Below are 26,436 nucleotides of genomic sequence, written 5' to 3'. Positions count from 1 at the left end.
CCCTTGAAAAACAATAAAATAAAAAACAGATGAAAAGAGAAGTTTTAAATATTTTAAAAGAAGCAAATAAAAACAACATAAAATTAACCGTAAACAAAGGAGCACTAACTGTTAAATCTCTTGAACCAATTGATACTGATTTACTTCAAAAAATTAAAGACAATAAGCAATCTATTATTCAGTATATAGAAAAGTATCAAGGGGAAAAAAAGGGAAATGCATTAAAAATTAATCCCTATGATCGAGATAGTATTAGCAAAATTCCTTTATCATTTAGTCAGGAACGTTTATGGTTTTTAGATCAGTTACAAAATAGTCAAGCCTACCATATCCCTGTAGTTTTAAAGTTACAAGGAAAATTGGATTTGGGTATTTTGGAGGATTCTTTGAAAACAATTATTTCTCGTCATGAAATATTACGAACAGTTATTTATTCTGAAGAAGGTGTAGGTTATCAAAAAGTGATTTCAGCAGATCATTGGATTTTAGAAAAAAACGTAATAGAAGAAAAAGATCTTGAAAAGGAAATAGCTTCATTTATAGAATTTCCTTTTGATCTGTCAAAGGATTACAAGTTTAGGTCTTCTGTATATAACTTGGGTGAAGGAAGTTATGTATTTGTAGGTGTTTTTCATCATATTGCCAGTGATGGTTGGTCAGAAGGAGTATTCATTAATGAATTTATAGAGCTATATAGTGCAATACAAGAAAACAGATCTCCTGTGTTGCCGGAATTATCCTTACAATATGCAGATTATGCAGTATGGCAACGCTCATCTGTTGTAAACAAGGCTATAGAAGAAGAACTATCTTATTGGGAAAAGAAGCTCAAAGATACAACCCCTTTGGCATTACCTGCCGATTATCTAAGACCATCCATTCAAAGCAACGAGGGATCAAGTATCACTACTACATTAAATGCCGATTTGTGCCGCTCTTTGCAGGTTTTTTGCAAAAAACAAGGAGTTACTTTATTCATGACCTTACTATCAGGCTTAAAAGTATTATTGTCCCGATATAGTGGTCAGGAAGATATTTGTATAGGCACTCCTATTGCAAATCGTATCCAATCTGAGCTAGAAGATATGATAGGTTTTTTTGTAAACACCTTACCATTGCGAAGCGATTTATCTGGTAACCCAGATTTTGAAGAAGTTGTTTCCAGGGTTAAGGAAACAACACTAGGTGCTTACGATCATCAATTGGTTTCTTTTGAGCGTATTGTGGACCGTGTTGTATCCACACGGGATATGAGTATAAGTCCTTTGTTTCAGGCATTATTTGTATTACAAAATACTCCCGAGCAAAAGGATTTATCATTAAAAGACGTTGCTATTTCATCGTATGAACACAAAGAAACCACTTCTCAGTATGATATTACTTTCAATGTTTTAGAAAATGATTCTGATATCTCATTGCAAGTAGAGTATTGTACAGCTTTATTCGATAAAGCTACAATAAAGCGTATGCTGATTCATTACCAGGAGTTGCTGCAAAAACTTGTCAATGACAGCAAAGTTCCTGTTCGTTCCATATCACCATTAACACCAGAAGAGCAAAAAACATTACTTTATGGTTTTAATGACACCAGGGTTGTATACCCGTCAGAGCATACATTGGTAACCCTGTTTGAAAATCAGGTAAAAAAGCAACCAGATAGTAAGGCAGTGTTTTTTGAAGGGAAATCTTTAACATATAAAGAGCTGGATGAACGGTCTAATCAATTAGCACACTATCTTTTGGATCAGGGAGTCAAACCAGAAAAAATGGTGGGGATTTGTTTATCACGCTCTCTGGATATGATAGTCGGTATTTTAGGAATAGTAAAGGCAGGTGCAGCCTATGTACCTGTTGATCCCGGATATCCGCTTAGCCGTATAGATTACATGCTGGATGATGCAGCTATTGATTTGGTAGTGACCACAAGCGATATTGCATCTGTTTTTGATAAAAATAACAAGATAAATAAGGTTTTATTGGATAAGGACCGGGATGTTATGTTGAATACTAACCCCATACCAAAAGGCCCTCATCCAAATCAATTAGCTTATGTTATTTATACTTCGGGTAGTACAGGTCTTCCTAAAGGGGTTATGATTGAGCACAAAAGCATAATAAATACTATTTGTTCACAGATTACAGCTTTTTCAATTACAAAAAAGGATCGATGCCTGCAATTTGCAAGTTCTTCTTTTGATGCCTCTGTGTGGGAAATATTTATTTCACTACTTGGAGGGGCTTCATTATACATCGTTCCTGAAGAAGATAAGACAGATGTAGCTTCTTTTGGAAATTTCATAAAAGAGCATTCCATTACAATTGCCACATTACCACCAGCATTTTTGCAAATATTGCCTGTTGATTATTTATCAGGTATACATACCCTTATTACAGCTGGTGAGTCAATATCCTTGGATTTAGCCAAAACATTTTCTGAAGGGCGTACATATATCAATGCATACGGTCCAACAGAAAGTAGTATTTGCGCTACTACATTTTCGGGAACAATAGAAAACCGTGTTCCAATAGGAGTTCCCATTGCAAATACCGAGGTTTATATTTTGAGCTCAGATAATGACCTTTTACCAGTAGGAGTAGTAGGAGAACTATGTATAAGTGGTTTAGGTTTAGCTCGTGGATATCTAAACCAAGAGGGTTTAACAAAAGAAAAATTTATTGCCCATCCGTTTAAAGAAGAGGGGCGTTTATATAAAACCGGGGATTTGGCTCGTTGGTTAGCAGACGGTACAATTGAGTTTATCGGCAGAAAAGATGACCAGGTAAAGATTAGGGGATATCGTATAGAATTGGGAGAAATAGAAAATGTTCTCTCTGGTGTTGAAGGAGTTCAGGGCTGCTGTGTGTTAGCTCAGGATGATGGTAATGGAAGTAAGCGTTTAGTAGGTTATGTTGTTGTAGAAGGAGAGTTGATCAAGGAACAGTTACAGCAAGATTTGCACTCTCGATTACCAGAGTATATGGTTCCTCAGTTATGGATTGAATTAAAGGAGATGCCATTGACCAGTAGTGGTAAGATAGACAGAAAAGGATTGCCCGTAGTTGATGCATCACAATTATCAGTAAAAGAGTATGTTGCTCCCCGTAATAATGTTGAAAAGCAACTGGTAGCTATTTGGCAAGAGTTATTAGGAGTAGATAAGATTGGGGTGTATGATAATTTCTTTGAGTTAGGGGGGCATTCGTTATTAGCAACACGATTGGTTGCTATGATCCGCAAAGAGTTATCTGTTGAGGTTTCTATTCGAGATATATTTGTATATCCTACGATATTGGGATTAGGACTTCATTTGTCAGGGACATCTGAGGGAGCGTTGCTACCAGCAATTATATCAGAGGATAAGCCAGATCATGTTCCATTATCTTTTAGTCAGGAGCGACTGTGGTTTATAGATAAACTAGAGGGTAGTATTGCGTATCATATTCCTGTAATTTTACAGTTAGAAGGTTCCTTGAATCTGGATATTTTAGAAGTATCATTAAAAAGTATTATTTCTCGTCATGAAGTATTACGAACGGTATTTTATGCCGAAGATGGAGTAGGCTACCAAAAAGTGATTCCATCAGATGATTGGATATTAAATAGAGAGCTAGTAAAAGATAAGACAATTATAGATGATAAGATCGCTGCTTTTGTAGAAGGCTCTTTTGATTTGTCATCGGATTATATGTTTAGGGCTTGTGTATATGATTTGGGGGACTCGACTTATATACTGGCAGGGGTTTTTCATCATATAGCCAGTGATGGTTGGTCACAGGGTATTTTGATAAGAGAGTTTCTTGAGACTTATAAGGCTCTTAAAGCAGGAGGTTCGACAACCTTGCCGGAATTATCTTTACAATATGCGGATTATTCGATTTGGCAACGAAAGTTTATCGAGGGTGATGTTTTGGAAGATCAACTATCCTATTGGGAAGATAAACTGGGAGGAGTTACTCCATTATCGTTACCTACAGATTATAAACGACCTTCAATACAGAGTTATGAAGGGAGCAACATTTCCCTTAGGTTGGATGCTGATTTGAGTAATTTGTTATCTGATCTTTGTTTTAAAGAGGGAGCTACCTTGTATATGGTTTTGCTATCAGCTTTCAAAGTGTTATTATCCCGTTATAGTGGTCAGAAAGATATTTGTGTAGGTACTCCTATCGCTAATCGTACACAATCTGAGTTAGAAGATATGATTGGTTTCTTTGTCAATACACTGGCACTTCGCAGTGATTTGGGAGGAAATCCTAGCTTTAAAGAAGTTTTAGACAGCGTAAAAGAAACAACATTGGATGCGTATGACCATCAATTAGCTCCTTTTGAGGAAGTGGTTGATAAAGTTATAGCTACTCGTGATATGAGTATGAGTCCTCTGTTTCAGGTAATGTTTACATTACAGAATACACCAGAGATAAGAGATTCCGACTTTGATGATATAAGAATTTCTTCTTACAACCTTAGAGAAACAACTTCTCAGTTTGATTTGATCTTGACTGCAATAGAAGAGCCGGGAGGTATTTCATTAAGTATGACGTATTGTACAGCTTTGTTTACTAAAGGGAGTATGGAGCGTATGTTGGTTCATTATAAAGAGTTACTGAATAGTCTTGTTAAAGATATTGCGCTACCAATCCATTCGTTGTCCATGATGACGAATCAGGAGAGAGAAGAGTTACTATATGGATTTAATGATACTATAGTAGAGTATTCTGAAGATAAGAGCATTATTGATTTGTTTAAGGAGCAGGTTGAAAGAACTCCGGATGCCGTTGCTATTATTGATGAAAATGTTAAGGTAACATACAAAGAACTAGACGAAAGATCTAATCAATTGGCACATTACTTACAATCAGAAGGAGTGAAGGAAAAATCCCGATTAGGACTTTTGTATGAGAGAGGAGTGGATATGGTGATAAGTATGATAGCTGTGTTAAAGTCAGGTTCTGCCTATATTCCTCTCGACACTTCTCTACCGCCAAATCGCTTGGATTTTATTTTGAAAGATGCTGAGATAAACTACATTGTTTATAGTAATTCTTCTTTATTAAAAGAATTATCCTCTGATGAATATACTTTTTTAAATATCCAAAAATCTTTAGAACATTCTATTGATACATATAATTCAAATAGAAGTATAGTATCTGATACCTATATAATGTACACCTCAGGAACAACCGGCACTCCCAAGGGTATAGTGATTAGTGACGAAAATGTGATAACACTTATCAGTGATAAAGAGAGTTCAATAGCTATCCATCCATCAGATCGGGTACTTCAATGGTCGAATTATGCTTTTGATGGTTCTACATACGAGATTTTTGGAAGTCTTTTAAATGGTGCATCATTGTATTTGATCCCTGGTTCTATAGTTTCTGATGTTGATGCTTTAACTCAGGTTATTAGTAAAAATCAATTAAGCGTAGTTTTTATAACTACCGCACTGTTTAATTCTTTTGCAGATTATGACTTGTCAAGATTATCCAGTTTAAGGATATTATTATTTGGAGGCGAAAAGGTTTCTGTTGGTCCAACAAGAAAAATAGCATCAGCTTTGGGCAAAGAAAGACTTCTTCACGTATATGGCCCGACCGAAACAACTGTATATGCAACTTGTTACCCAATTTGTGATATTCCTGATAATGCGGTAACCATTCCTATTGGAGGGCCGCTTACCAATACAAGCCTTTACGTTTTAGATACGAATATGGAATTAGCTCCAATGGGTGTAATTGGAGAGTTATGTATTGGAGGGAAAGGTTTAGCTAAAGGGTATTTGAACCGACAAGAATTAACAGCAGAGAAATTTGTTGCTCATCCTTTTATATCAGGAGAGCATTTATATAGGACAGGGGATTTAGCCCGGTGGTTACCTGGTGGGAATATAGAATTTATTGGTCGTAAGGATAATCAGGTTAAAATTAGGGGTTATCGCATAGAATTAGGAGAGATAGAAAGTGTCCTGTCTTCTGTAGAAGGGATTCAAGGTTGCTGTGTATTGGCGCAAGAAGATACTAATGGAAGCAAACGTTTAGTAGGATATGTGGTCGTAGAAGGTGAATTGGTTAAGGAAGAATTACAGCAGAAATTACGCTCTGGATTACCAGAGTATATGGTTCCTCAATTATGGGTTGAATTAGAAAAAATACCTTTAACCAGCAATGGTAAGATTGATAAGAAAAAACTACTTGTCCCTGATCTATCTTTGTTATCCTCAAAAGAATATGTTGCACCTCGTAGTGAGACAGAAGAACAATTAGCTGTGATCTGGGAAGACTTACTAGGGATTGACAAGATTGGAGTGTATGATAATTTCTTTGAGTTGGGAGGACATTCGTTACTCGTGGTAAAACTTATCTCCCGATTAAAAGATAAGGGACTTCAAGTAAGAGTTCGTGATATTTTTGCCAATCCTACAATTGGGACATTAGCGTTAAGTTTAGGAACTGTTACTTCGGATTATGAAATACCTGCCAATGGTATCACAGCAGATTGTGAGAAGATTACCCCCGATATGGTTCCGTTACTGGATTTTAGTCAGGAGGAGTTGGATACTGTTGTAGATCATATTGAAGAAGGCGTTGCTAACATTCAGGATATGTATCCGCTCTCTCCACTACAAGAAGGAATGTATTTTCATCATTTAATGAGTGATCAGAGTAATGGAGATCCTTATATATTATTTAATTTATTGTCTTTTGATAGTCTGGATAAACGTTCCCGATTTATAGAAGCACTCCGTTATGTGATTACGCGTCATGATGTACTTCGAACTTGTATTTTGAGTAATGGATTGCCTCATGCTGTTCAGGTAGTTCTAAGAGAAGTTACGCTTCAAGTATCAGAATTATCTTTTTCTTCATCACAAAACGTAAAAGAAGAGCTGGAATCCATAATTGATTCCGGGAAACATTGGATGGATTTGTCAAAAGGGCCATTATTACAGTTACAAACTGCTGATGATACAAGTAATGGTTGTTTCTTCTTACTATTTAAACAACATCATGTAATAATAGATCATGTTGGTTTGGAGAAGATAATAGAAGAGATTAAAATGTATTTGTCAGGAAACACTACTAATTATACCCAACCAGTTTTATATCGAGATTTTATAGCACATGTTTTGCATCAGCAAGCAACCAACGATAGCGAATCTTATTTCCGTTCACGTTTAGGACATATCACCGACCCTACTTTTCCTTTTGGTTTGTCTGATACGTTGGGAGATGGTAGTAGCATACAAGAAGCAAGTAAGATGCTTTCTTCAGATACATCTGCTCAGGTTCGTTTACTATCTCGTAAATTAAAGATAAGCCCAGCTGTAATTTTTCATGCTGCATGGGGTATTGTGATAGGTAGGTGTAGTAATAAAGAGTATGCCGTTTTTGGGACTTTGTTTTCAGGACGATTACAGGGATCACTGGGGGCAGATCAGTCTTTAGGATTGTTTATCAATACACTTCCGGTGATACTACATTTAGATCGTAATGTGTCAGAATATTTAGATCATGTAAAACAAGAGCTACAAGGTTTAATGCCTTACGAGCAAACACCGTTATCTAACATTCAACATTGGAGCGGTGTTTCTAATGATACTCCTCTGTTCAGCGCATTGTTAAATTACCGTCATTCAGAACCCCAATCTATATCAGATAACGTAGATATTGATTTAGGAATAACACTTCAGCTTGACAAAGAACGTACAAATTATCCATTTGATTTAAGTATTGATGATTACGGAGTTGATTTTGGTTTAACAGCTTGTATAGATGGGATTGAGCCAGATCGGGTTATCTCTTACATGGAGACAGCTTTGATAAAGCTTCTTGAGGAGATTGAATGTCCAAGTAATGTTGAGGTGAGTAGTTTGAGTATTTTGGCAGAAGAAGAACTACAGTTGTTAAATAGTTTTAATGCTACAGATATTGGTAATATTCAGAATGAAACTATTCTGGACATATTCGAAACACAAGCGCAACAGATTCCTGATGCAGTAGCAGTCGTTTACAAAAATGAAAAGATTACCTATAGAGAATTGAATGAAAAATCAAATCAATTAGCACATTATATATGTAATCAGAATGTTTCTGAAAATACTTTAATCGGAGTTTGTGTGTCTCGTTCTATAGAAATGATAGTTGGGGTATTAGGAGTTTTAAAATCAGGAAATGCCTATATCCCAATTGATCCGGAATATCCTTTGAATCGTATTTCTTATATAATTGAAGATGCTAAGCTTGATCTTATAATAAGTACTATTTCAGACATAAAACAATTAGACATTAATGAGGAGGTAAAATGCATATTGTTAGATAGAGACCATGAATTTATAACCAAAGAGGTTGCTACAATACCCGGGATAAAATTGACCCCTGAGCATTTGGCGTATGTAATTTATACATCAGGAACAACAGGTAAACCAAAAGGAGTTGCTATAACTCATTTTAGTTTGTACAATATATCTTTGAGTTGGCAAAAAGAGTACGATTTGGATGAGAATACTCGTTTATTACAAATGGCCAGCTTTTCTTTCGATGTATTTACAGGAGATCTTTGTCGTAGCTTATTGTATGGAGGACAGATGATTATTTGCCCAGGGACTATTCGCTTTGACCTTCAGGAACTGTATAAATTAATGTCTGACCATAAGATCAATATAATCGAGCTAACTCCATCGTTAGGAATCCCATTAATGGATCATATCTATGATAATAAATTAGACATCGAGTGGCTTAAACTCTTTATTTTAGGATCTGATGTCTGTACTTCTGTTGATTTTTGCCGATTAGAGAGTCGATTTGGAAAACAAGTAAGAATTATAAATAGTTATGGAGTTACAGAAGCTACCATTGATAGCTCCTATTATGAGGCCGAAGACCTAAATAGCCTGAGTAACTTGGCTAATGTTCCTATTGGTAAACCTATGAGGAATACTCATTTTTACATTTTAGATTCTTTTAAAAATGTATTACCAATAGGTGTTATCGGAGAACTATATATCGGAGGGTCAGGTCTGGCACAAGGATATTTACATAAAGAAGAACAGACAAAAGAGAAATTTGTAATTCATCCTTTTAAACCAGGAGAACGTTTATATAGAACAGGAGATTTAGCCCGATGGTTATCTGATGGAAATGTAGAATTTATTGGTAGAGGAGATACTCAGGTTAAAATTCGAGGATACCGAATCGAGTTAGGGGAGATTGAAAATGTATTAGCATCTTATGAAACTGTTATAAATTGTTGTGTTTTAGCTAAAACGGATGCGTATGGAAATAATCGCCTTGTAAGCTATGTTGTTTTAAAAGAGAGCCTGGATAAACAGGCTATAGAAGAATACTTAAAACAAAGTATACCAGAATATATGATTCCGCGTATTTGGGTGGAGTTAGATAAAATGCCTTTAACACCTAATAGTAAGATAGATAGAAAATCGCTGCCCGATCCTGATAATTTAGAATTATCAACCCAGGAATACACTGCTCCTGGTAATGAATTGGAAGAACAATTAGTTGGTATTTGGCAAGAACTTTTAGGAATAGAACGAATAGGGGTATATGACAATTTCTTTGAATTGGGAGGGCATTCTTTATTGGTAACAAGATTAGTTTCCGTAATTCGCAAGGAATTGAATGTAGAAGTTTCTATTCGTGATATTTTTAAGTATACCAATATACATGAATTAGCACTTCATTTAAAACAACAATCAATAGGTGTTTTACTACCCGAAATTGTTGTTCAACAACGTCAGGGTCGTATTCCTTTATCATTTAGTCAGGAACGTTTATGGTTTTTGGATCAGTTAGAAGGTAGTGTTGCATATCATATTCCTATAGTACTACGATTATCAGGTAGTCTGGACATTGATATATTAGAAACCTGTTTCAGAACCATTATATCTCGTCATGAGATATTACGAACAATGATTCGTTCTGAAGAGGGTATAGGCTACCAGGAGGTTGTTGATTCAAATACTTGGAAACTGGATCGGGATACGATTCAATCAGACGTTTCGTTAGAAAATTCTATAGAATCATATTTGACTATCCCATTTGATCTGTCCAAAGATTATAAATTCAGGGCTTGTGTATATGATCTGGGATCGGATCATTATGTTTTGGCAGGGGTTTTCCACCATATTGCCAGCGATGCGTGGTCAGAAGATATATTAATAGCAGAGTTTGCAGAGTTATATAGTGCATACCAAGAGAATCGTGAGGTGGTTTTACCAGAGTTGTCCTTACAATATTCAGATTATGCGATTTGGCAGCGTAAATATATAGAAGGAGAGATATTAGAGCAGCAGTTATCTTATTGGAAAGATAAATTACAAGGAGTTGCACCATTGGCATTGCCAACAGATTATGCTCGTCCCTCAGTTCAAAGTACAGAAGGAGCAACATTTAACTTTGAGCTGGATAAAACATTAAGTGATTCAATAATTGAATTATGCCAAGAAGAAGGAGTTACCTTATTTATGGTGATGTTATCGGCTTTCAAAGTTTTATTGTATAAATATAGTGGTCAGTCAGATATATGTGTAGGAACCCCTATTGCAAACAGAACCCAGTCAGAGTTGGAAAATATGATAGGGTTTTTTGTTAATACACTGGCACTGCGTAGTAATATAAAAGCTACCGCTGGCTTTAATGAATTGCTACAAGAGGTAAAGAATACAACACTAGAAGGATATGACCATCAATTAGCACCATTTGAGAAAGTGGTAGACCGGGTAATTAAAACCAGGGACATGAGTATGAATCCATTGTTTCAGGTTCTGTTTACATTAGAAAATATCCGTACTGAAGCTGATTTAGTAATGCATGGCGTAACTATGTCGCCTTTTGAGTATGAAGGAAATACTTCACAATTTGATGTAACATTTAATGTAACAGAAGAAATTACCGGTATTTCATTTAATATAGAGTATTGCACCGCTTTATTTAAAAAAGAGACTGTAGAGCGTATGCTGATACACTATCAAGAACTATTGCATAACATAGTAGTCAATCCATCAGAGAAAATAGGAAGCCTTTCTATACTAAGAAAAGAAGAGATATCTCAATTGGTAAACGTATTCAATACTACCAACGTTCCTCATGACCAGAACCAAACTATAGTAAGCCTGTTTGAAGAACAAGTTAATAAAACACCAAACGCTATAGCCCTTGTTTTTGAGGACAAACAATTAACCTATAAAGAGCTCAATGAGCGATCCAATCGTTTAGCATATCATTTAAGGAATATGTATAGCCTAAAAGCAGATGATATCGTTGGTATTTTATTAGATCGATCCGATTGGGCTGTGATTTCAATTTTAGGAGTATTAAAATCTGGAGCAGCCTATGTTCCTATTGATACCAGCTACCCAATATCTCGAAAATCATATATCGTAGAGGATAGTACTCCTAAGGTTTTGATTACCGACTCTGAACATCTTTTTGATAGTATAGAGTTTAATGTAAGCGTATTTTCGATAGATGTAGAATTAGAAGAGTTATTGGGAGATACTAATTTATTAAACAACCCGTCCTTTCTGTCCTCTCCAAAAGACTTAGCATACATTATTTATACCTCCGGAAGTACAGGCAAACCCAAAGGAGTAATGATAGAGCATTGTAACATAACTAATTATATGTTATATAGTTTATCTGCATACCAATCAGAAACAGGAAACCATAATTTTCCGTTATTTACCTCTTTGTCTTTTGATTTAACACAAACCAGTATTTTTCTTAGTTTACTAACTGGTGGTATTCTGTTTGTTTATGAAAAAGAAGCTATAGAATCTTTACCTTTAATTTTGAAGAATAAAGAAATTACTTCTATTAAATTAACACCGTCTCATTTATCCTTTTTTGAGGATACAGAACATTCTCATCTGAAACGGATAATTATAGGGGGCGAAGCATTAAAAAAATCACATCTTGATCTTCTGGGACCTCTGGATAGCTCGGTTCAGGTATTTAACGAATATGGACCAACAGAAGCTACTGTAGGTTGCGTTGTTATGGAGGTGAGTCAGTATCATACTTTATCATCAACCTCATCAATCTCTATTGGTAAACCTATAGATAATACCAATGTCTATATATTAGATGAAGCACAGCAGCTTTTGCCGATTGGAGTAGCAGGAGAATTGTGTATTGGAGGTAATGGACTGGCAAGAGGATATCTGAATAAAGAAGAGTTATCTCAGGAAAAATTCATATCCAATCCATTTAGCAAAGGAGAACGTTTGTACAAAACAGGGGATTTGGCCAAATGGTTGCCAAATGGAAACTTGGAGTATATCGGTAGAAAAGACGATCAGATCAAAATTAGGGGATACCGTGTCGAATTAGGAGAGATAGAAAATGTCTTAAGCCAGGAAATGGATATTCTTGAATGTTGTGTGTTATCAAAGCCAAATTCTGAAGGAAATCACCGTTTGGTAGGATATGTAGTTAGCGAAAATGATTTTGACAAGGACAGGTTACAAGCTTCATTGCTACAAAAATTACCGGCCTATATGATTCCGGGGCTTTGGGTAGTTCTTGAAACAATACCGCTTACAAGCAATGGTAAGATTGATAAAAAAGCATTACCCGATCCAGAGCTCATTGATATTGCCGCAGCTGGTTATATTGAACCTCGAAATGAAATGGAAATTAAGCTGGCAGAGATATGGAAAGAACTACTAGGAGTAGAACGAGTAGGAGTGCAGGATAACTTTTTCTCCTTAGGAGGACACTCCTTGTTGGCAACTCGTTTGGTATCTATGATTCGAAAAAAATTGAACATAGAGATAGCTATTATAGACGTTTTTGAGTATCCTTTATTATCAAACTTATCAGAATTTGTAGATTCCCAATCTCGTGGGGGCAGTATACTTCCCGAAATAGTTCCGAAAGACAGAAACAGAAAAATCCCATTATCATTCAGTCAGGAGCGTCTGTGGTTTTTGGATCAATTACAAGGTAGTGTAGAGTACCATATCCCATTTACCCTGCGTATTACAGGAAAATTGGATACGTTATTATTAGAAAACGCTATCAAAGAAGTAATTTCTCGTCACGAAGTTTTACACTCTGTTATTTATGCCGATAAAGGAATAGGATATCAAAAAATAGTGCCGGTGTCGGATTGGTCAATGGATATGGTTTTGGTAGAGAACGAAGACATGATCTTAAAAAATCTGGAATCTTTTATAGATACCCCGTTTGATATGGCAAAAGACTATATGTTCAAAGCCCGTCTGTACGAATTAAACAAAAATGATTATGTGTTCTGTGGAGTTCTGCATCATATAGTTAGTGATGGATGGTCTCAGGGTATTTTGATAAATGAATTTATACATATATATAGTGCTTTACAAGCAGGACGACCATTTGCCCTGCCAGAGCTGCCAATACAATATGCAGATTATGCAATCTGGCAACGGGAGTATATAGAAGGTGAAATATTAGAGCAGCAATTATCATTTTGGCAAACTAGGCTTCAGGGAGCTCCTCCTTTGTTGCTGCCTACAGACTATGATCGCCCGTCGATTCAAAGTATAGAAGGAGCCTCAGTTAACTTTGAATTAGATTCAAAAACAACCCAGGCAATAAAAAAGCTCTGTAAAGAAGAAGGAGTAACGCTATTCATGTTCTTATTAACAGTATTTAAAGTATTGCTATATAAATATAGCGGGCAAGATGATATATGTATAGGAACACCTGTTGCAAACCGAACACAAGCAGAACTAGAAGGATTGATAGGTTTCTTTATCAATACATTAGTGCTTAGAAGTGATCTAAGTGATAATCCAGAGTTTAGAGAACTATTAAAACAAGTAAAATCAACAACATTGGAAGGGTATGAGAATCAATTAGTACCTTTCGAAAAAGTTGTGGATCGAGTTGTAAAAACCCGGGACATGAGTATACCTCCGCTGTTTCAAGTAAAATTTATGCTGGAGAACACCCCCGAATCAGAAGATTTGCACCTTGAAAATTTAGAAATTAACTCATACGAGTATAATATTGAGTTTTCTCCGTTGGATATATCCTTAAATGCGGTAGAACTGGCAGATAGTATTTACTTTAATTTTGAGTACAGTATTTCTTTATTCTCCAAAGATACCGTACAAAGAATGGCATTGCATTACAAAGAGTTGATACAAAACATTCTCATATCTCCATCATCCAATATAGGAAACTTAACTATACTCACAAATGAAGAATCTTCCAAATTGTTGGATGTGTTTAGTATGTCCAATACAACTTCGGTTTCTTACGGTAAGGATAGCACACTCGTCTCCCTGTTCGAAAAACAAGCTTTTGATACCCCCGAAGCTATTGCTGTAGTGTTTGAGGACAGAAAGTTAACCTACAAAGAACTAAATGAAAAGTCAAACCGTTTGGCACGCCATTTTCGGGAACATTATGAGTTGAATCCTGGAGATTTGGCAGGAATCCAATTAAATCGTTCTGACTTGGCTATTATCTCAATGCTGGGAATTATGAAAGCAGGCGCAGCCTATGTTCCAATTGATGTAGAATACCCGGTGTCCCGAAAAACATTTATTATTGAAGACACCCGTTTGAAAGTGTTAATTGTAACTTCAGAAAAACTATTGGATAGTATAGAACTTAATGTCCCTGTTTTTTCAATAGATATAGAGTTGGATAGCCTCCCTCAGGATGCATTGTATTCGCAAAACCCGGGATACCCTGTGTTGGTTAATGATTTGGCATATTTGATTTATACTTCGGGTAGTACCGGAAAACCAAAAGGAGTGATGATCGAACACCAGGGGATTGTTAATACAATATGCTCTCAGGTTAAGGCATTCTCTATTACCACAGAGGATCGTTGTCTTCAGTTTGCAAATCCATTTTTTGATGCTTCTGTATGGGAAATATACATTTCTCTTTTGGGAGGAGCTGGTTTATATATACCATCAGAAGAAGAAAAAGCAGATATAGTTTCTTTTGTGAAATTTGTAAAAGAGCATCAGGTTACATTCGCCACTTTACCTCCTGCTTTTCTGAAATTATTACAAAGCGATAGTATTCCATCCATAAAAACCCTGGTAACAGCAGGGGAAACCATACCGTTAGAAGTCGCTAAGGATTTTTCTAAATCCCGTAAATACATAAATGCTTATGGTCCAACAGAAACCAGTATTTGCGCAACAACTTTTGAAGGAGATATTACAGGAAGTAGTGTTCCTGTTGGAAAACCTATAACAAACACTAATGTTTACATTTTAGATTCGGATATGAATTTAGTATCTATTGGTGTTCCGGGAGAGTTGTGCGTAGGAGGCCCCGGACTGGCAAGAGGATATCTTAACCGTGAAGAGCTAACAAAAGAGAAATTTGTAGACAACCCTTTTGTAGATGGAGAGCGATTGTATAAAACAGGGGATTTGGCTCGATGGTTAGCAGATGGTAATATCGAATTTATGGGAAGAAAAGATGACCAGGTAAAAATAAGAGGATACCGTATAGAGTTAAACGAAATCGAAAGAGTACTTATAGAAAAAGAAGATGTTGAGCATTGCTGCGTAGTGGTAAGAGAAGATTCAATAGGAACCCAAAGTCTGGTTGGTTATGTCGTAGTTAGCGAAAATTATGACGCTCAGCAAATACAAGGGTACTTAAAAGAAAGGTTGCCAGAATATATGATACCGGCATTATGGGTTTGTATAGATGAATTACCAATTAACCGAAATGGTAAAATTGATAAAAAAGCCCTGCCTGATCCTGAAATCTCTGATATGTCTAAAGCAGAATATGTAGCACCACGTAATGATATGGAGGTACAATTAGCAGCTATATGGGAAGAGTTATTAGGAATAAAAGGAATAAGCATACACGATAATTTCTTTGCCCTGGGGGGACACTCTATCATGGCAATTCAGTTGATATCCCGTATCAATGTAATGCTGGATATATCGTTAAATGTCTCTGTTATATTTGAAAATCCCACTATTTCGAAATTCGTTAAAAATATGTCCTCCAAAGACTTTTTTACTCATAAAACAATAATAGCCTTACAAGAAAAAGGAAATAAAAAGCCAATATTTTTTGCACCACCTGTATCAGGTACAGTAGGCTCTTATTTAGAATTGTCCAAAGCTCTGGGAGAAAATCAACCGGTATATGCATTTCAATGCTCTGGATTGGACGGGAAGTCAAAAACCTCAGAATCTGTAGAAAAAATGGCAGAAATGTTTATTAAAGCAATGCAGGAGGTAGAACCTGCAGGTCCTTATCGACTGGGAGGATATTCTTTTGGGGGAGCTGTAGCACTCGAAATGGCATTGCAATTAAAAAATAAAGGATTTGATGTAGAAGAATTATTGATGATAGATGCCAGGATTAATGAAGTAAGTGATGAGATATATGAACAAATAGATGAAGCCCAAAGATTTCGTGAATTATTATACAGTGAAATAAATGAACTAAGAGAGATTTTTGATTCAGAATTAACAAAATCAAAGTTAGCTCTCGAAGGTAAATCTATACCTGAGCAGATCCATGTAATTTGCGAATTGGCAAAAGGCTCAGAATTTTCTATGACAGACAATGAAATTAAAGGGCAACTAGAAGTTCTTTATAGTAATTCGACATATAGATATGTACCAAAAATTAGTCAAAAACTAGATACTCAAATCACGTTGTTCAGAGCAATGTACGTTCCAAAAATACTGGCAAATTCAGAAATGGAAATGATTGATAATAACGATATAGGATTTGATTATGGATTACAAAAATATACCAATAAAAAGGTAATAGTATATCCTGTCCCAGCTGTACATACTACAATACTTGAAGAAACTCATGCAAAAGAAATTTCAGAGGCGCTTAAAACAGGCAGCGTAGTAGAAATGATTAATTAACATAATCCTGATTAAAATAATAGAAAAACAGTAGTGCTCTTAATGTATTGGACAATACATTAAGAGTACTACTTTATGAGTACGAATAGCAGCAATTTTTAGGATAACTTTTTTAAAAGAAGTCATCAAAACAGAAATGATACGATCTTAAACAGCTCGTATCCCAAAAACTTTCCGATAAGAGTAGATAACTAATGAAGAAATATTTTTTATACGTAGGCCTGATAATGATCTCATTACTAGGTACCGATTTAACAGATTTTGCCCTAAGTATTTGGGTGTTGAAACAACCGGAAGGGACAATTACTTCGTACTCCATGATATGGTTTTTTGAAGCTGCTCCTGCTGTACTTTTAGCACCATTTATTGGGAGTTTTGTGGATAGATGGAGCAAAAAGAAAATAATTATTTACGGCCAGGTCATAACAGGTATAGGTAGTATTATACTGATGTCACTTTTTTATTTGGAACATTTACAACCCTGGCATATTATGATAGTGTCAGGAATAGGTTCTATAGCCAGTATGTTTGTTTTTAGTGCTTTTTATGTTGCAACAACAGCATTAGTGCCAAAAGATAAACTGATAAAAGCACAAGGGGTATCGACTGCAATTTATGCCGCTATTAGTATTGGAGTGCCTGTAGCTTCTCCCGTACTATTCAAAATGATCGGTATGGAACGTATATTTATGATTGATATTATCACTTTTTTGATATCTATTCTTGCCTTTTTGATAATACGATTTGTTGTCGTATCAAAAACAGAAGAAGAATTTAACTTTAAAAACGATTGGAAATTAGTAAAAGAATTTTTGATAGAAAAAAAAGGGCTAAGATCATTATTGGGCTTTTTCTTTATAACAGGTTTTTTAATAGGACTCATCAAAGTACTTTTTACCCCATTGATATTAGACTTTTCAAACGAATATTATTTGGGCATGGTGTTATCTGCAGTAGGAATAGGTACTGTGATAGGAGGAGTTGTAATGAGTACCATTAAAAGGATCGAGAGCCCTGTTAAAACCATTTTTAATGTTAATATCCTTGTAGGGATCGTTCTTGTTAGCTTGTGGATAGATGTTAATTTATATGTTTTGGCAATTGGAGGAATGTTGGCGGTTCTTTTGTTTACAGTATCTGATATTATGAATAATGCCTTTTTTCAAGCCGTGGTTCCAACAAAAATGCTAGGAAGGTTATCGGGTTTTGTCGGGCTGGTTATTGGAGCTTCAGAACCACTGTCTTATATGTTGTCAGGGATTTTTGTAGATTATCTTAACAATATTGTTTCTGTTATTCCCAAAGAATTTTCGAATCATTTTCCAGGAACTACAATTACGATCTCAATTATCTTAATCTTCACAATATCCGGATTGCTATTAATGATCGTTTCATTCTTTTTTCAAAGAAATAAAAAAATTAAAAACCTCGATGCTTTGTATCAAAAAAAACTCAAAAAAAAACCAATAGATACCAAAAATACAGCACATGCTAATTCTCCTATTATGAAGTAATGTGCTATTATAAAGTTTTAAAACCAGTAATAATTCAATGAACGAATTTCAAGTAACACAGGAAAAACAAATTCTTGAACATATACCTATTCAAAATGGTATAACCAGAAAAGAATTTTACCAAGATTTTGTAAACGAAGGAAAACCGGTAGTTATTCGGGGAATGACTTCGGGTTGGAATGCTTTGGAATGGGGTGCAGACTATTTTAAAGCAAAAGAAACTGGAGTCAAAATCCCTATCAAGGTAGGTAATGTAAACGAAGGCAGACGAGAAATGATGCTAATTAGTGAGTATATAGAATTGTTGGATGCCTACGAAAAAAACATAAAACTAGGGTTGAGCGCAGATCCTGTGGGATACTTGCACGATATTCCTTTTTTTTATATGTTTCCCGAGTATTTGGCAGATATTTTGCCCTTTCCAAAAGAATTATTACCCGAATGGTATCGTCCAAAATGGCAAAATTATGTTCAATTTTTTATGGGGGCTACAGGAAGTCTCACCCCATTACATTTTGACACCCTTTTAACCCATAATTTGTTTTTTCAGGTTGTGGGCAAAAAACAATTCATTTTGATTGATGGCGCCCAAAAAGATCACAGTTATATAAGGGGATGGAGATGGTCAAATTTTGATCCTAAATATCCTGATTATGAAAAATTTCCTGAAGCCAAAAAGTTGAATATAAAAGAAGCAATTTTAGAACCCGGGGACATCCTTTATATGCCTTCAGGAATGTTACATCAGGTTCATGGACTAAGCCAGTCAATTTCTTTCAATATTGATTGGCATACTGTCAAAAGTGCAAAAAAAGGGGTCGGGTCTTTATGGAAAGGAGCTCCGCTAAAAAATGTATATTATAATGCATTGATATATGCAGGTTTAGGGCTTAAAGTTCCTGAAAAATACATATTTCCACTATACAAAACTTATCTCAATTATATTAGTTAATATTTAATAAATAAAAAATGAATACTGAAGTATATCTTAAGCCTAATGTTGTTATAGAACCCTTATTTGATAACTGGTACGCATGGAGCCATTTGATCTCTCCTGCAACCGGGGCGATGAATGTGGTAGGGCGGCATTTAAAAATTATGAGTTCTTATATCCAGGCTCCTGCTGCTCACGCAGCAGCAGTTAAAAACCCCAAAATGCTGGGAGGTCCTTTTATTGATTATGAAGGGAAACGTGTCGATGAAATTAAAAAACTTAAAGAGGAAACCTTGCAAAAACAGAAAGACTTAATTGCATTTAATGATGCTGTCAAAGAATTGGATGCATTGTTAAAAAGTAAAGCCAAAGGTTTTTCGTTAGAGCCCCTATACGATGAAGTGCCAGAAATATTACAAGGATATGTGGAGCTGACTTATGATTTGAACAACCAGCCCTCTTTTAGATTTTTTGAATCCTTACTATATAAGAGTAAATTTTATAACCCGGATTCGCAAAGTATTTTACTATGGGTGACAGAGAATGATGAACGGCCTTTTGTGCTAAGCACACCCAGATTACGCGATAGCAATCAGGTACACTTAAATATTCCTTTTAGTCATGAAGGCTTGGACAAACTAAGCAAAATGAAACGAATACCAGGTTCTCTAAAAGAAATAAAAGAACTATTGGGGATATCAAAAGAACAAGAAGACGTATTTGATACCTTTTTTACAACACAACCTCCCAAAGAATATAATCAATATACCGGGGATAAGGTGCGTATGCGTTATTTTGGGCATGCAAGTATACTTGTAGAAACAAAAGATATCTCAATTATGTTGGATCCCGTAATAAGCTATTATGGATACCATCAAGACGTTTCACGTTTTTCTGATATGGATTTGCCCGAAGTGATAGACTATGTTTTGATAACCCATAACCATCAGGACCATATATTATTTGAAACACTAATCCCGTTACGTCATAAAATCAAGAATATCGTAGTTCCCAGATCATCAAACGGTAGTTTACAAGACCCAAGTTTAAAACTAATGTTACAAGCAATTGGCTTTAAAAATGTTATTGAAATTGACGAAATGGAAGCCATTAACTTTAATGACTGTACTATCACCGGGGTGCCTTTTATAGGAGAACACTCAGACTTAAACATACAATGCAAAATATGCCATCATGTTGCTGTAGGGGATTTTAAAATGCTTTTTGTTGCAGACTCTTGTAACGTGGCATCAAAACTATACGAACTCGTACAAGCAGAACTTGGAGATGTTGATGTATTGTTTTTGGGAATGGAGTGTGACGGAGCTCCTTTGTCATGGTTGTACGGACCATTGTTAACAGAAGCGATAGACAGGGATAAAGATTTTTCAAGAAGACTGGCAGGTTCAAATTTTGAAAGAGGAAAAGGACTTGTAGAAGCTTTCAGCCCCAAAGAAGTATATGTTTATGCAATGGGACAAGAACCATGGTTAGAATTTATAAGTAGTATCAAATATACAGACGAGTCCAACCCTATTATTCAATCTAATAAATTAGTTCAATATTGTATAGATAATGATATAAAGTCAGAACGACTATTTGGCGAAAAAGAGATTTTGTACAAAAAACATTCTCCATCTTTAAGTCACCAATTAGAATCCGAAGTACAATATTAATCCTTTACAAAAAGTTTTAATTCATATTAAGGAGTTTAATCCTTCGTTTTTGGATAGTTTTTAGCCGAACCACAAAAAGCATCCGTTTTTCAGTGCAGTTCGGCTATAACTATCTCAAAATAAAATATATAAAATGTACTTCGGTAAATTCAAACCATAAATGATAAATCAACTTCGGGATTTTGTTTGGCGCAACTTCTCAAAAATGAATTTAAAATTGATTAACACACATGCATATTGCTTCCTTTCGGAGAGCATGGATTTAATATTTATTTTGAAAAAATATGAGCAATAATTTATTTCAAACAAAAAATAAAATAATAGCGATTCCCTTTGCAGGAGGTAATAGATTTAGTTTCAAAAGTTTAGAGAAATATGTGCCACAAGATTTGGATTGGGTCACACTAGAATCTCCGGGGAGAGGAAGTCGGTTTTCAGAAAAACTATTAGAAACAATCGAAGAATTATCAGAAGACCTTCTGGATCAATTAATACCTCATATACAAAATAGTGATTATATGATCTATGGTCATAGCTTAGGAACCTTATTGGGCTATGAAGTAACTAAAAAGATAGTACAACAAAATTTGAAATTACCAATATGCCTTTTTTTTACAGGCAGGGGGGCACCGGGCTATAATAGATTTCAGAAAAAAAAATCATTATTGCCTAAGGATTTATTTTGGAAAGAAGTTAGTGATATAGGAGGTTTGCCAAAAGAAATTTTGGCACATGAGGATCTTTTGGATATGTATTACCCAATACTGAAATCAGATTTTAAAGCTATTGAGGACTATCAATATCATAGAATGGAAAAATTATTTCCTATTCCAATCCATATCTGTATGGGAACCGAAGAAATAGGGGATGGTGAAGAAAAAACATCTGTTGGTAATATGAAAGCCTGGGAAAATGAAACAAATGCTAATTGTACATTCGAGTTATTACAAGGAGACCATTTCTTTATTTTTAAACACCAAAAAGCAGTAGTTCAAAAAATAATAAATACAGCTATGGCAATTAGAACTTCTGTTGCATAACCGTATAAATTAGGCGATTTGTGAAATCTTAAAATAATAATAAATCCCTGTATATTATACTAATACGTCTAATTTTTAGCAAGTTGAATTTGCAGACAATTGCTTTTTTTTAGTCCGTATTAGATATTAGAAAATCTATTACAACTGAAAAGCCTTTCAAACACAGGTGTTTTACAGTTTTATAACGAAGTTCTAAGACATAATCAGGGTTTAAAATATAACGGAATATTTTAATTAATATCTTAAACCTATTCAAATGAAAATTTTAAAGTTTGGAGGAACTTCTCTGGGATCTATTGAGAATTTAAACAAAGTAAAGAATATTCTAAAAAATGATTATGATCAAAAAATAGTGGTTTGTTCGGCAATGTCTGGAGTCACAGATGAATTAGTTTCTCTTTCTGAAAATATTAAATTAAAAAACACAGAGCAAATAGCATTACAATTATATAAACTGAAAGAAAAACATATAGACGTAATTGATAACTTAGTAGAAGAGGAAGAGGAACGAAGAAAAATAAAGAAAGGGGTATCAAAAATAATAAATGAGATTTCAGAGCTTTCTACAATGAAGTATTCTGAAGTTTTACATTCAAAAATAATAACTCGCGGAGAAGCATTATTAACCCATATATTTTCTAGCTATTTGAATTTAATTGGGGTATCCAATGAACTACTTAGTGCAGAAGAATTTATGTGGGTAGATTACATCGAAAACCCTAATCTGGAAAAGGTTTCTAAGAAATTAAATTCAGTTTTAGTAAAAAAACCAAATACAAAACTATATATCACACAAGGATTTATTTGTAGAAATAATACGGGAGATATAGATAATCTTAGAAGAGGAGGTAGTGACTATTCTGCTACTATAATTGGAGCAGCATTAGGGGCTGATGAGATACAGATATGGACAGATATAGATGGAGTACATAATAATGATCCCAGATATGTTGAAGATACTTTTTCAATACCGTGTTTGTCATATAACGAAGCCTCAGAACTAGCATATTTTGGTGCCAAAGTTTTACATCCGCAAACCGTTTTTCCTGTAATTGATAAAGACATTCCTATTGTCTTAAAAAATACATTTGATACAGAAGCATTAGGTACTATAATATCGAATAAAGTAATTAGCAAAGGCATAAAAGCTATCTCGGCAAAAGATAATATAACTGCTGTTAAAATTAAATCATCCAGAGGTTTGATGAATTACGATTTTTTTAATAGGATATTCGAAGTGTTTAATAAATATCAAACTTCTATCGATATGGTTACCACCTCAGAAAAATCGATATCGTTAACGGTAGAAGACACAGATAATCTTATAGAGATCCAAAAGGAACTGGAGATATATGCAGAAGTGATTATAGAACCTCATAATAGTATAATTTGTGTCGTTGGAGAATCTATTATTACAGATAAAAAGTCACATAAATTATTTGATATTTTAAATCATATTTCAATTAAAATGATTTCTTTTGGAGGCAGCAATAATAATATTTCGATATTAGTAGATACCAAAGATAAGACTTCTGCATTAAGGATTTTGCATAGCAATCTTTTTTTGGTACAGCAAGAAGTAGTGATGTAAAACTTTTGAATCCTAATCAAGGATTTAATTACCCGGGGGTTGCCTCGAAAATAAAATACATTTTAAGAAACATACCGTATCTTATGAACCTGCTCTGGGTTGTTGATTAAGCAAGGTTTTAAAGTAAGATATTCTTATTTTTTTCAATAGGAATAAAAATTTTTTATAAAAAAAATGACTCAAATATTCTATTCGTACATAGTTAAAAAAAACCATGATAAACTAATAAAAGAAATAGCCCCACTCCTTCCAGCTGATTTTCAGAATAAAATTTTGGGATACAGGCGGTGGCAAGATGCGCAGCTTTCTTTATTAGGTAGAATTATTTTAAGTCAGGGGTTAAAAAAAATGAATAAAAATATATCTATAAATGATTTACGTTATACTATTTATAATAAACCATATTTTGAAAACAATACTGTAAAATTTAGTATTTCTCATTCAGGAAACATGGTAGTTTGTGCAATATCAGGCACTTGTGATATTGGTGTAGACCTGGAAATAATTAATAATACGGTTAAAATAGAAGATTATAAAAGCCAAATGACGGCTACAGAATGGCAACAAGTAATGTTGTCTGATAATAATCAAGTATCGTTTTATGATTATTGGACACAAAAAGAGGCGGTTATAAAAGCACAAGGCAAAGGACATTCAATCCCCATGCAATCTTTTGAAATAGCAGGGTGTAAAACAAAAATTGATAAAGAAAATTTCTTCTTAGAAAAAATCCGGATAGATCAGGATTATATCTGCCATCTGGCATTTAAAAACACAACAGATCCAATAGTTTTGAATCCTCAGGTAGTAGATTTTTCTATACAATAAAGAAGCTTGTTATACCATTTTAACTTTGAAATAGTGCGTATAGAAATAATTTATTAGTGCTATTTCAAAGTTAAAATGGTATTACTTCCGTTTTTAAGATAAAATATTTTGGATAGGGGTAGGTTCGAGAAGCATTCAGCATAATTTTTTTCTTTCGTTTTGAATCAAGCCTTGAAAAATTAAACCCTATAATTTGGGTTGAAAACAAAATATGTTTTCATAAACATACAAGATCAAATTTTTGTTCTGCAATGATAAAGATTAACAACATTTATAAAAAAAACAGTATCTTTTGTAAGAATTTTTATAACCAATAAAACCGCATACAATGGAAGCGCCTGGCAGTATTTATATTAATGGACATAAACATGTTAGCTATTGTTCGGATTTTTTTTCAGAAGAAGAACTGGTTACAAAAAGCAAATCTTTTTATGAGTGGTTGGATAAAAGAAGATCTGTTAGGGATTTCTCTGAGGCACCAGTGCCGAGAGAAGTAATAGAAAACCTTATTAAGAGTGCATCCACAGCACCATCGGGAGCGCATAAACAGCCATGGACATTTTGTGCAATTTCTAATCCGGCATTAAAAACTCAAATTAGAAAAGCAGCCGAAGTAGAAGAAAAAGAAAGTTATGAAAAAAGAATGAGCGAGCGGTGGAAAAAAGATCTCGAACCTCTTGCTACAGACATGCATAAACCGTTTCTGGAAATTGCTCCCTGGCTTATTATAGCTTTCAAAAAAGTATATGAACTAGAAGAAAACGGGGAAAAGCACAATAATTATTACGTAAACGAATCTATTGGGATAGCTTGCGGAATGTTAATATCTGCAATTCATAATGCAGGATTGGTAACTCTTACACATACTCCAAGCCCAATGAATTTTTTGGCAGATATACTTAATAGACCAGGTAATGAAAGAGCTTTTTTGTTGCTTCCTGTTGGATATCCTAAGTTTCCTGCTTATGTGCCGGATTTAAAAAGAAAAAATCTGGATGAGGTAACTGTTTTTTATGAATAGTTAAAATCTGTTTTTGGAAAAAGAAATGACTTTTATTAAAGAGTTCTATTCTGAAAAAGAGAATAGTATGGAAAGAAAATATATTTTAAAAAATATATAAGAAAAGGTAGGGTATACCTTTAATGAAACGTTTTGTATATGTAAACAAAATTATGAATCTGTAACACAATAGGGTTTAAGGGACAAAGTAAATTCTAAAATTCAGGTTTTAATAAGTAAAGAGATGGAGAGAATTTTCTTTCCATCTTTTTTATTATACCAGTTCTACTTTGAATTTACTGTTAAAATGGTATAATTTATTAATCCAGGTTCAAAGTTAAAAAGGTATTAGAAAAAAGACTGTTATTCAATTAGTTTTTCAATGCCTTTTTGAGAGTCTATTGATGTGTCTTTATACTTTAATGTCCAGCCAAGAGAGTTTGTAACAATGTATATTTTTTGTAGCTCACTAATTAATCTGTTTTTTGAATTTGTTACCAACGTAGATTTCTTTACTTTTTTATTTAATTCTTCAATAACTATTTTTCGTACAGTATTGTGATCTTCAGTACTAAATTTATTAATAATCCCTTCTTGGATATCGTGGTATGTTATCTCAGGATTGATATTAATCTCGGCTTCAGGAATTGTGGTAATTGTTACTGTTTTTGTTTCAGGGTCTATATGGTGTTCAATTTTTCTTAGATCATAAGATACTTGTACATTAGCATTAACCAATACAATTATTTTCTTTTCAGAAGTAATAAGATTAAAATAGGTTTTTCCATCTTTGTACGTAATAATATCCGAAAAATGACCTTCGGTAACGACAAGTTTCCCTGTGTTTTTTATTTGATCGAGAATAAGACCAGAAGATGCTACTTCGGTTTTGCGAGTATTGAATTGATCTATAAAATATTTAATTCCAAACGCTAAAAACGCTGTAATAAACACTCCAAGTAGAAAATTACGCATA

General features: G+C 34.4%; 9 protein-coding genes. 8 read left to right on the top strand and 1 reads right to left on the bottom strand.

The annotated features are described in order from the left end of the window. The first annotated feature begins 29 nt into the window (after positions 1-29). From ACZIYX_RS12690 to ACZIYX_RS12655, 8 genes are all read left to right on the top strand, one after another. Positions 30-16,877: an amino acid adenylation domain-containing protein gene (locus tag ACZIYX_RS12690; protein ID WP_462682621.1), complete on the top strand. Its 16,848-nt coding sequence runs from the start codon at positions 30-32 to the stop codon at positions 16,875-16,877. Positions 16,878-17,071: 194 nt separating this feature from the next. Further along, complete coding sequence (locus tag ACZIYX_RS12685; RefSeq protein ID WP_462682620.1) at positions 17,072-18,391, top strand: MFS transporter; 1,320 nt, start codon at positions 17,072-17,074, stop codon at positions 18,389-18,391. Between the two features lie 37 nt (positions 18,392-18,428). After that, complete coding sequence (locus ACZIYX_RS12680; protein ID WP_462682619.1) at positions 18,429-19,343, top strand: cupin-like domain-containing protein; 915 nt, start codon at positions 18,429-18,431, stop codon at positions 19,341-19,343. Between the two features lie 17 nt (positions 19,344-19,360). Further along, positions 19,361-21,001 carry an MBL fold metallo-hydrolase gene (locus ACZIYX_RS12675; protein ID WP_462682618.1) on the top strand — a complete coding sequence of 547 codons (1,641 nt, stop codon included), beginning with the start codon at positions 19,361-19,363 and terminating at the stop codon, positions 20,999-21,001. A gap of 284 nt (positions 21,002-21,285) precedes the next feature. Next, positions 21,286-22,041 carry a thioesterase II family protein gene (locus ACZIYX_RS12670; RefSeq protein WP_462682617.1) on the top strand — a complete coding sequence of 252 codons (756 nt, stop codon included), beginning with the start codon at positions 21,286-21,288 and terminating at the stop codon, positions 22,039-22,041. A 256-nt stretch (positions 22,042-22,297) separates the two neighbouring features. Then, entirely contained in the window at positions 22,298-23,632 is a 1,335-nt protein-coding gene (locus ACZIYX_RS12665) for an aspartate kinase (protein WP_462682616.1), read from the top strand. 174 nt (positions 23,633-23,806) lie between these two features. Then, positions 23,807-24,460, top strand: a complete 654-nt coding sequence (locus ACZIYX_RS12660) for a 4'-phosphopantetheinyl transferase family protein (protein ID WP_462682615.1) — start codon at positions 23,807-23,809, stop codon at positions 24,458-24,460. A gap of 328 nt (positions 24,461-24,788) precedes the next feature. Next, positions 24,789-25,481, top strand: a complete 693-nt coding sequence (locus ACZIYX_RS12655; RefSeq protein ID WP_462682614.1) for a nitroreductase family protein — start codon at positions 24,789-24,791, stop codon at positions 25,479-25,481. 342 nt (positions 25,482-25,823) lie between these two features. Here ACZIYX_RS12655 and ACZIYX_RS12650 read toward each other — a convergent pair whose 3' ends face one another. Continuing rightward, positions 25,824-26,435, bottom strand: coding sequence for a DUF4230 domain-containing protein (locus ACZIYX_RS12650; protein WP_462682613.1), 612 nt, complete (start codon positions 26,433-26,435; stop codon positions 25,824-25,826). Position 26,436: the final 1 nt, after the last annotated feature.

The sequence above is a fragment of the Aquimarina sp. genome (genome assembly GCF_977115655.1).
This window is presented reverse-complemented; position numbering and strand designations above follow the sequence as displayed.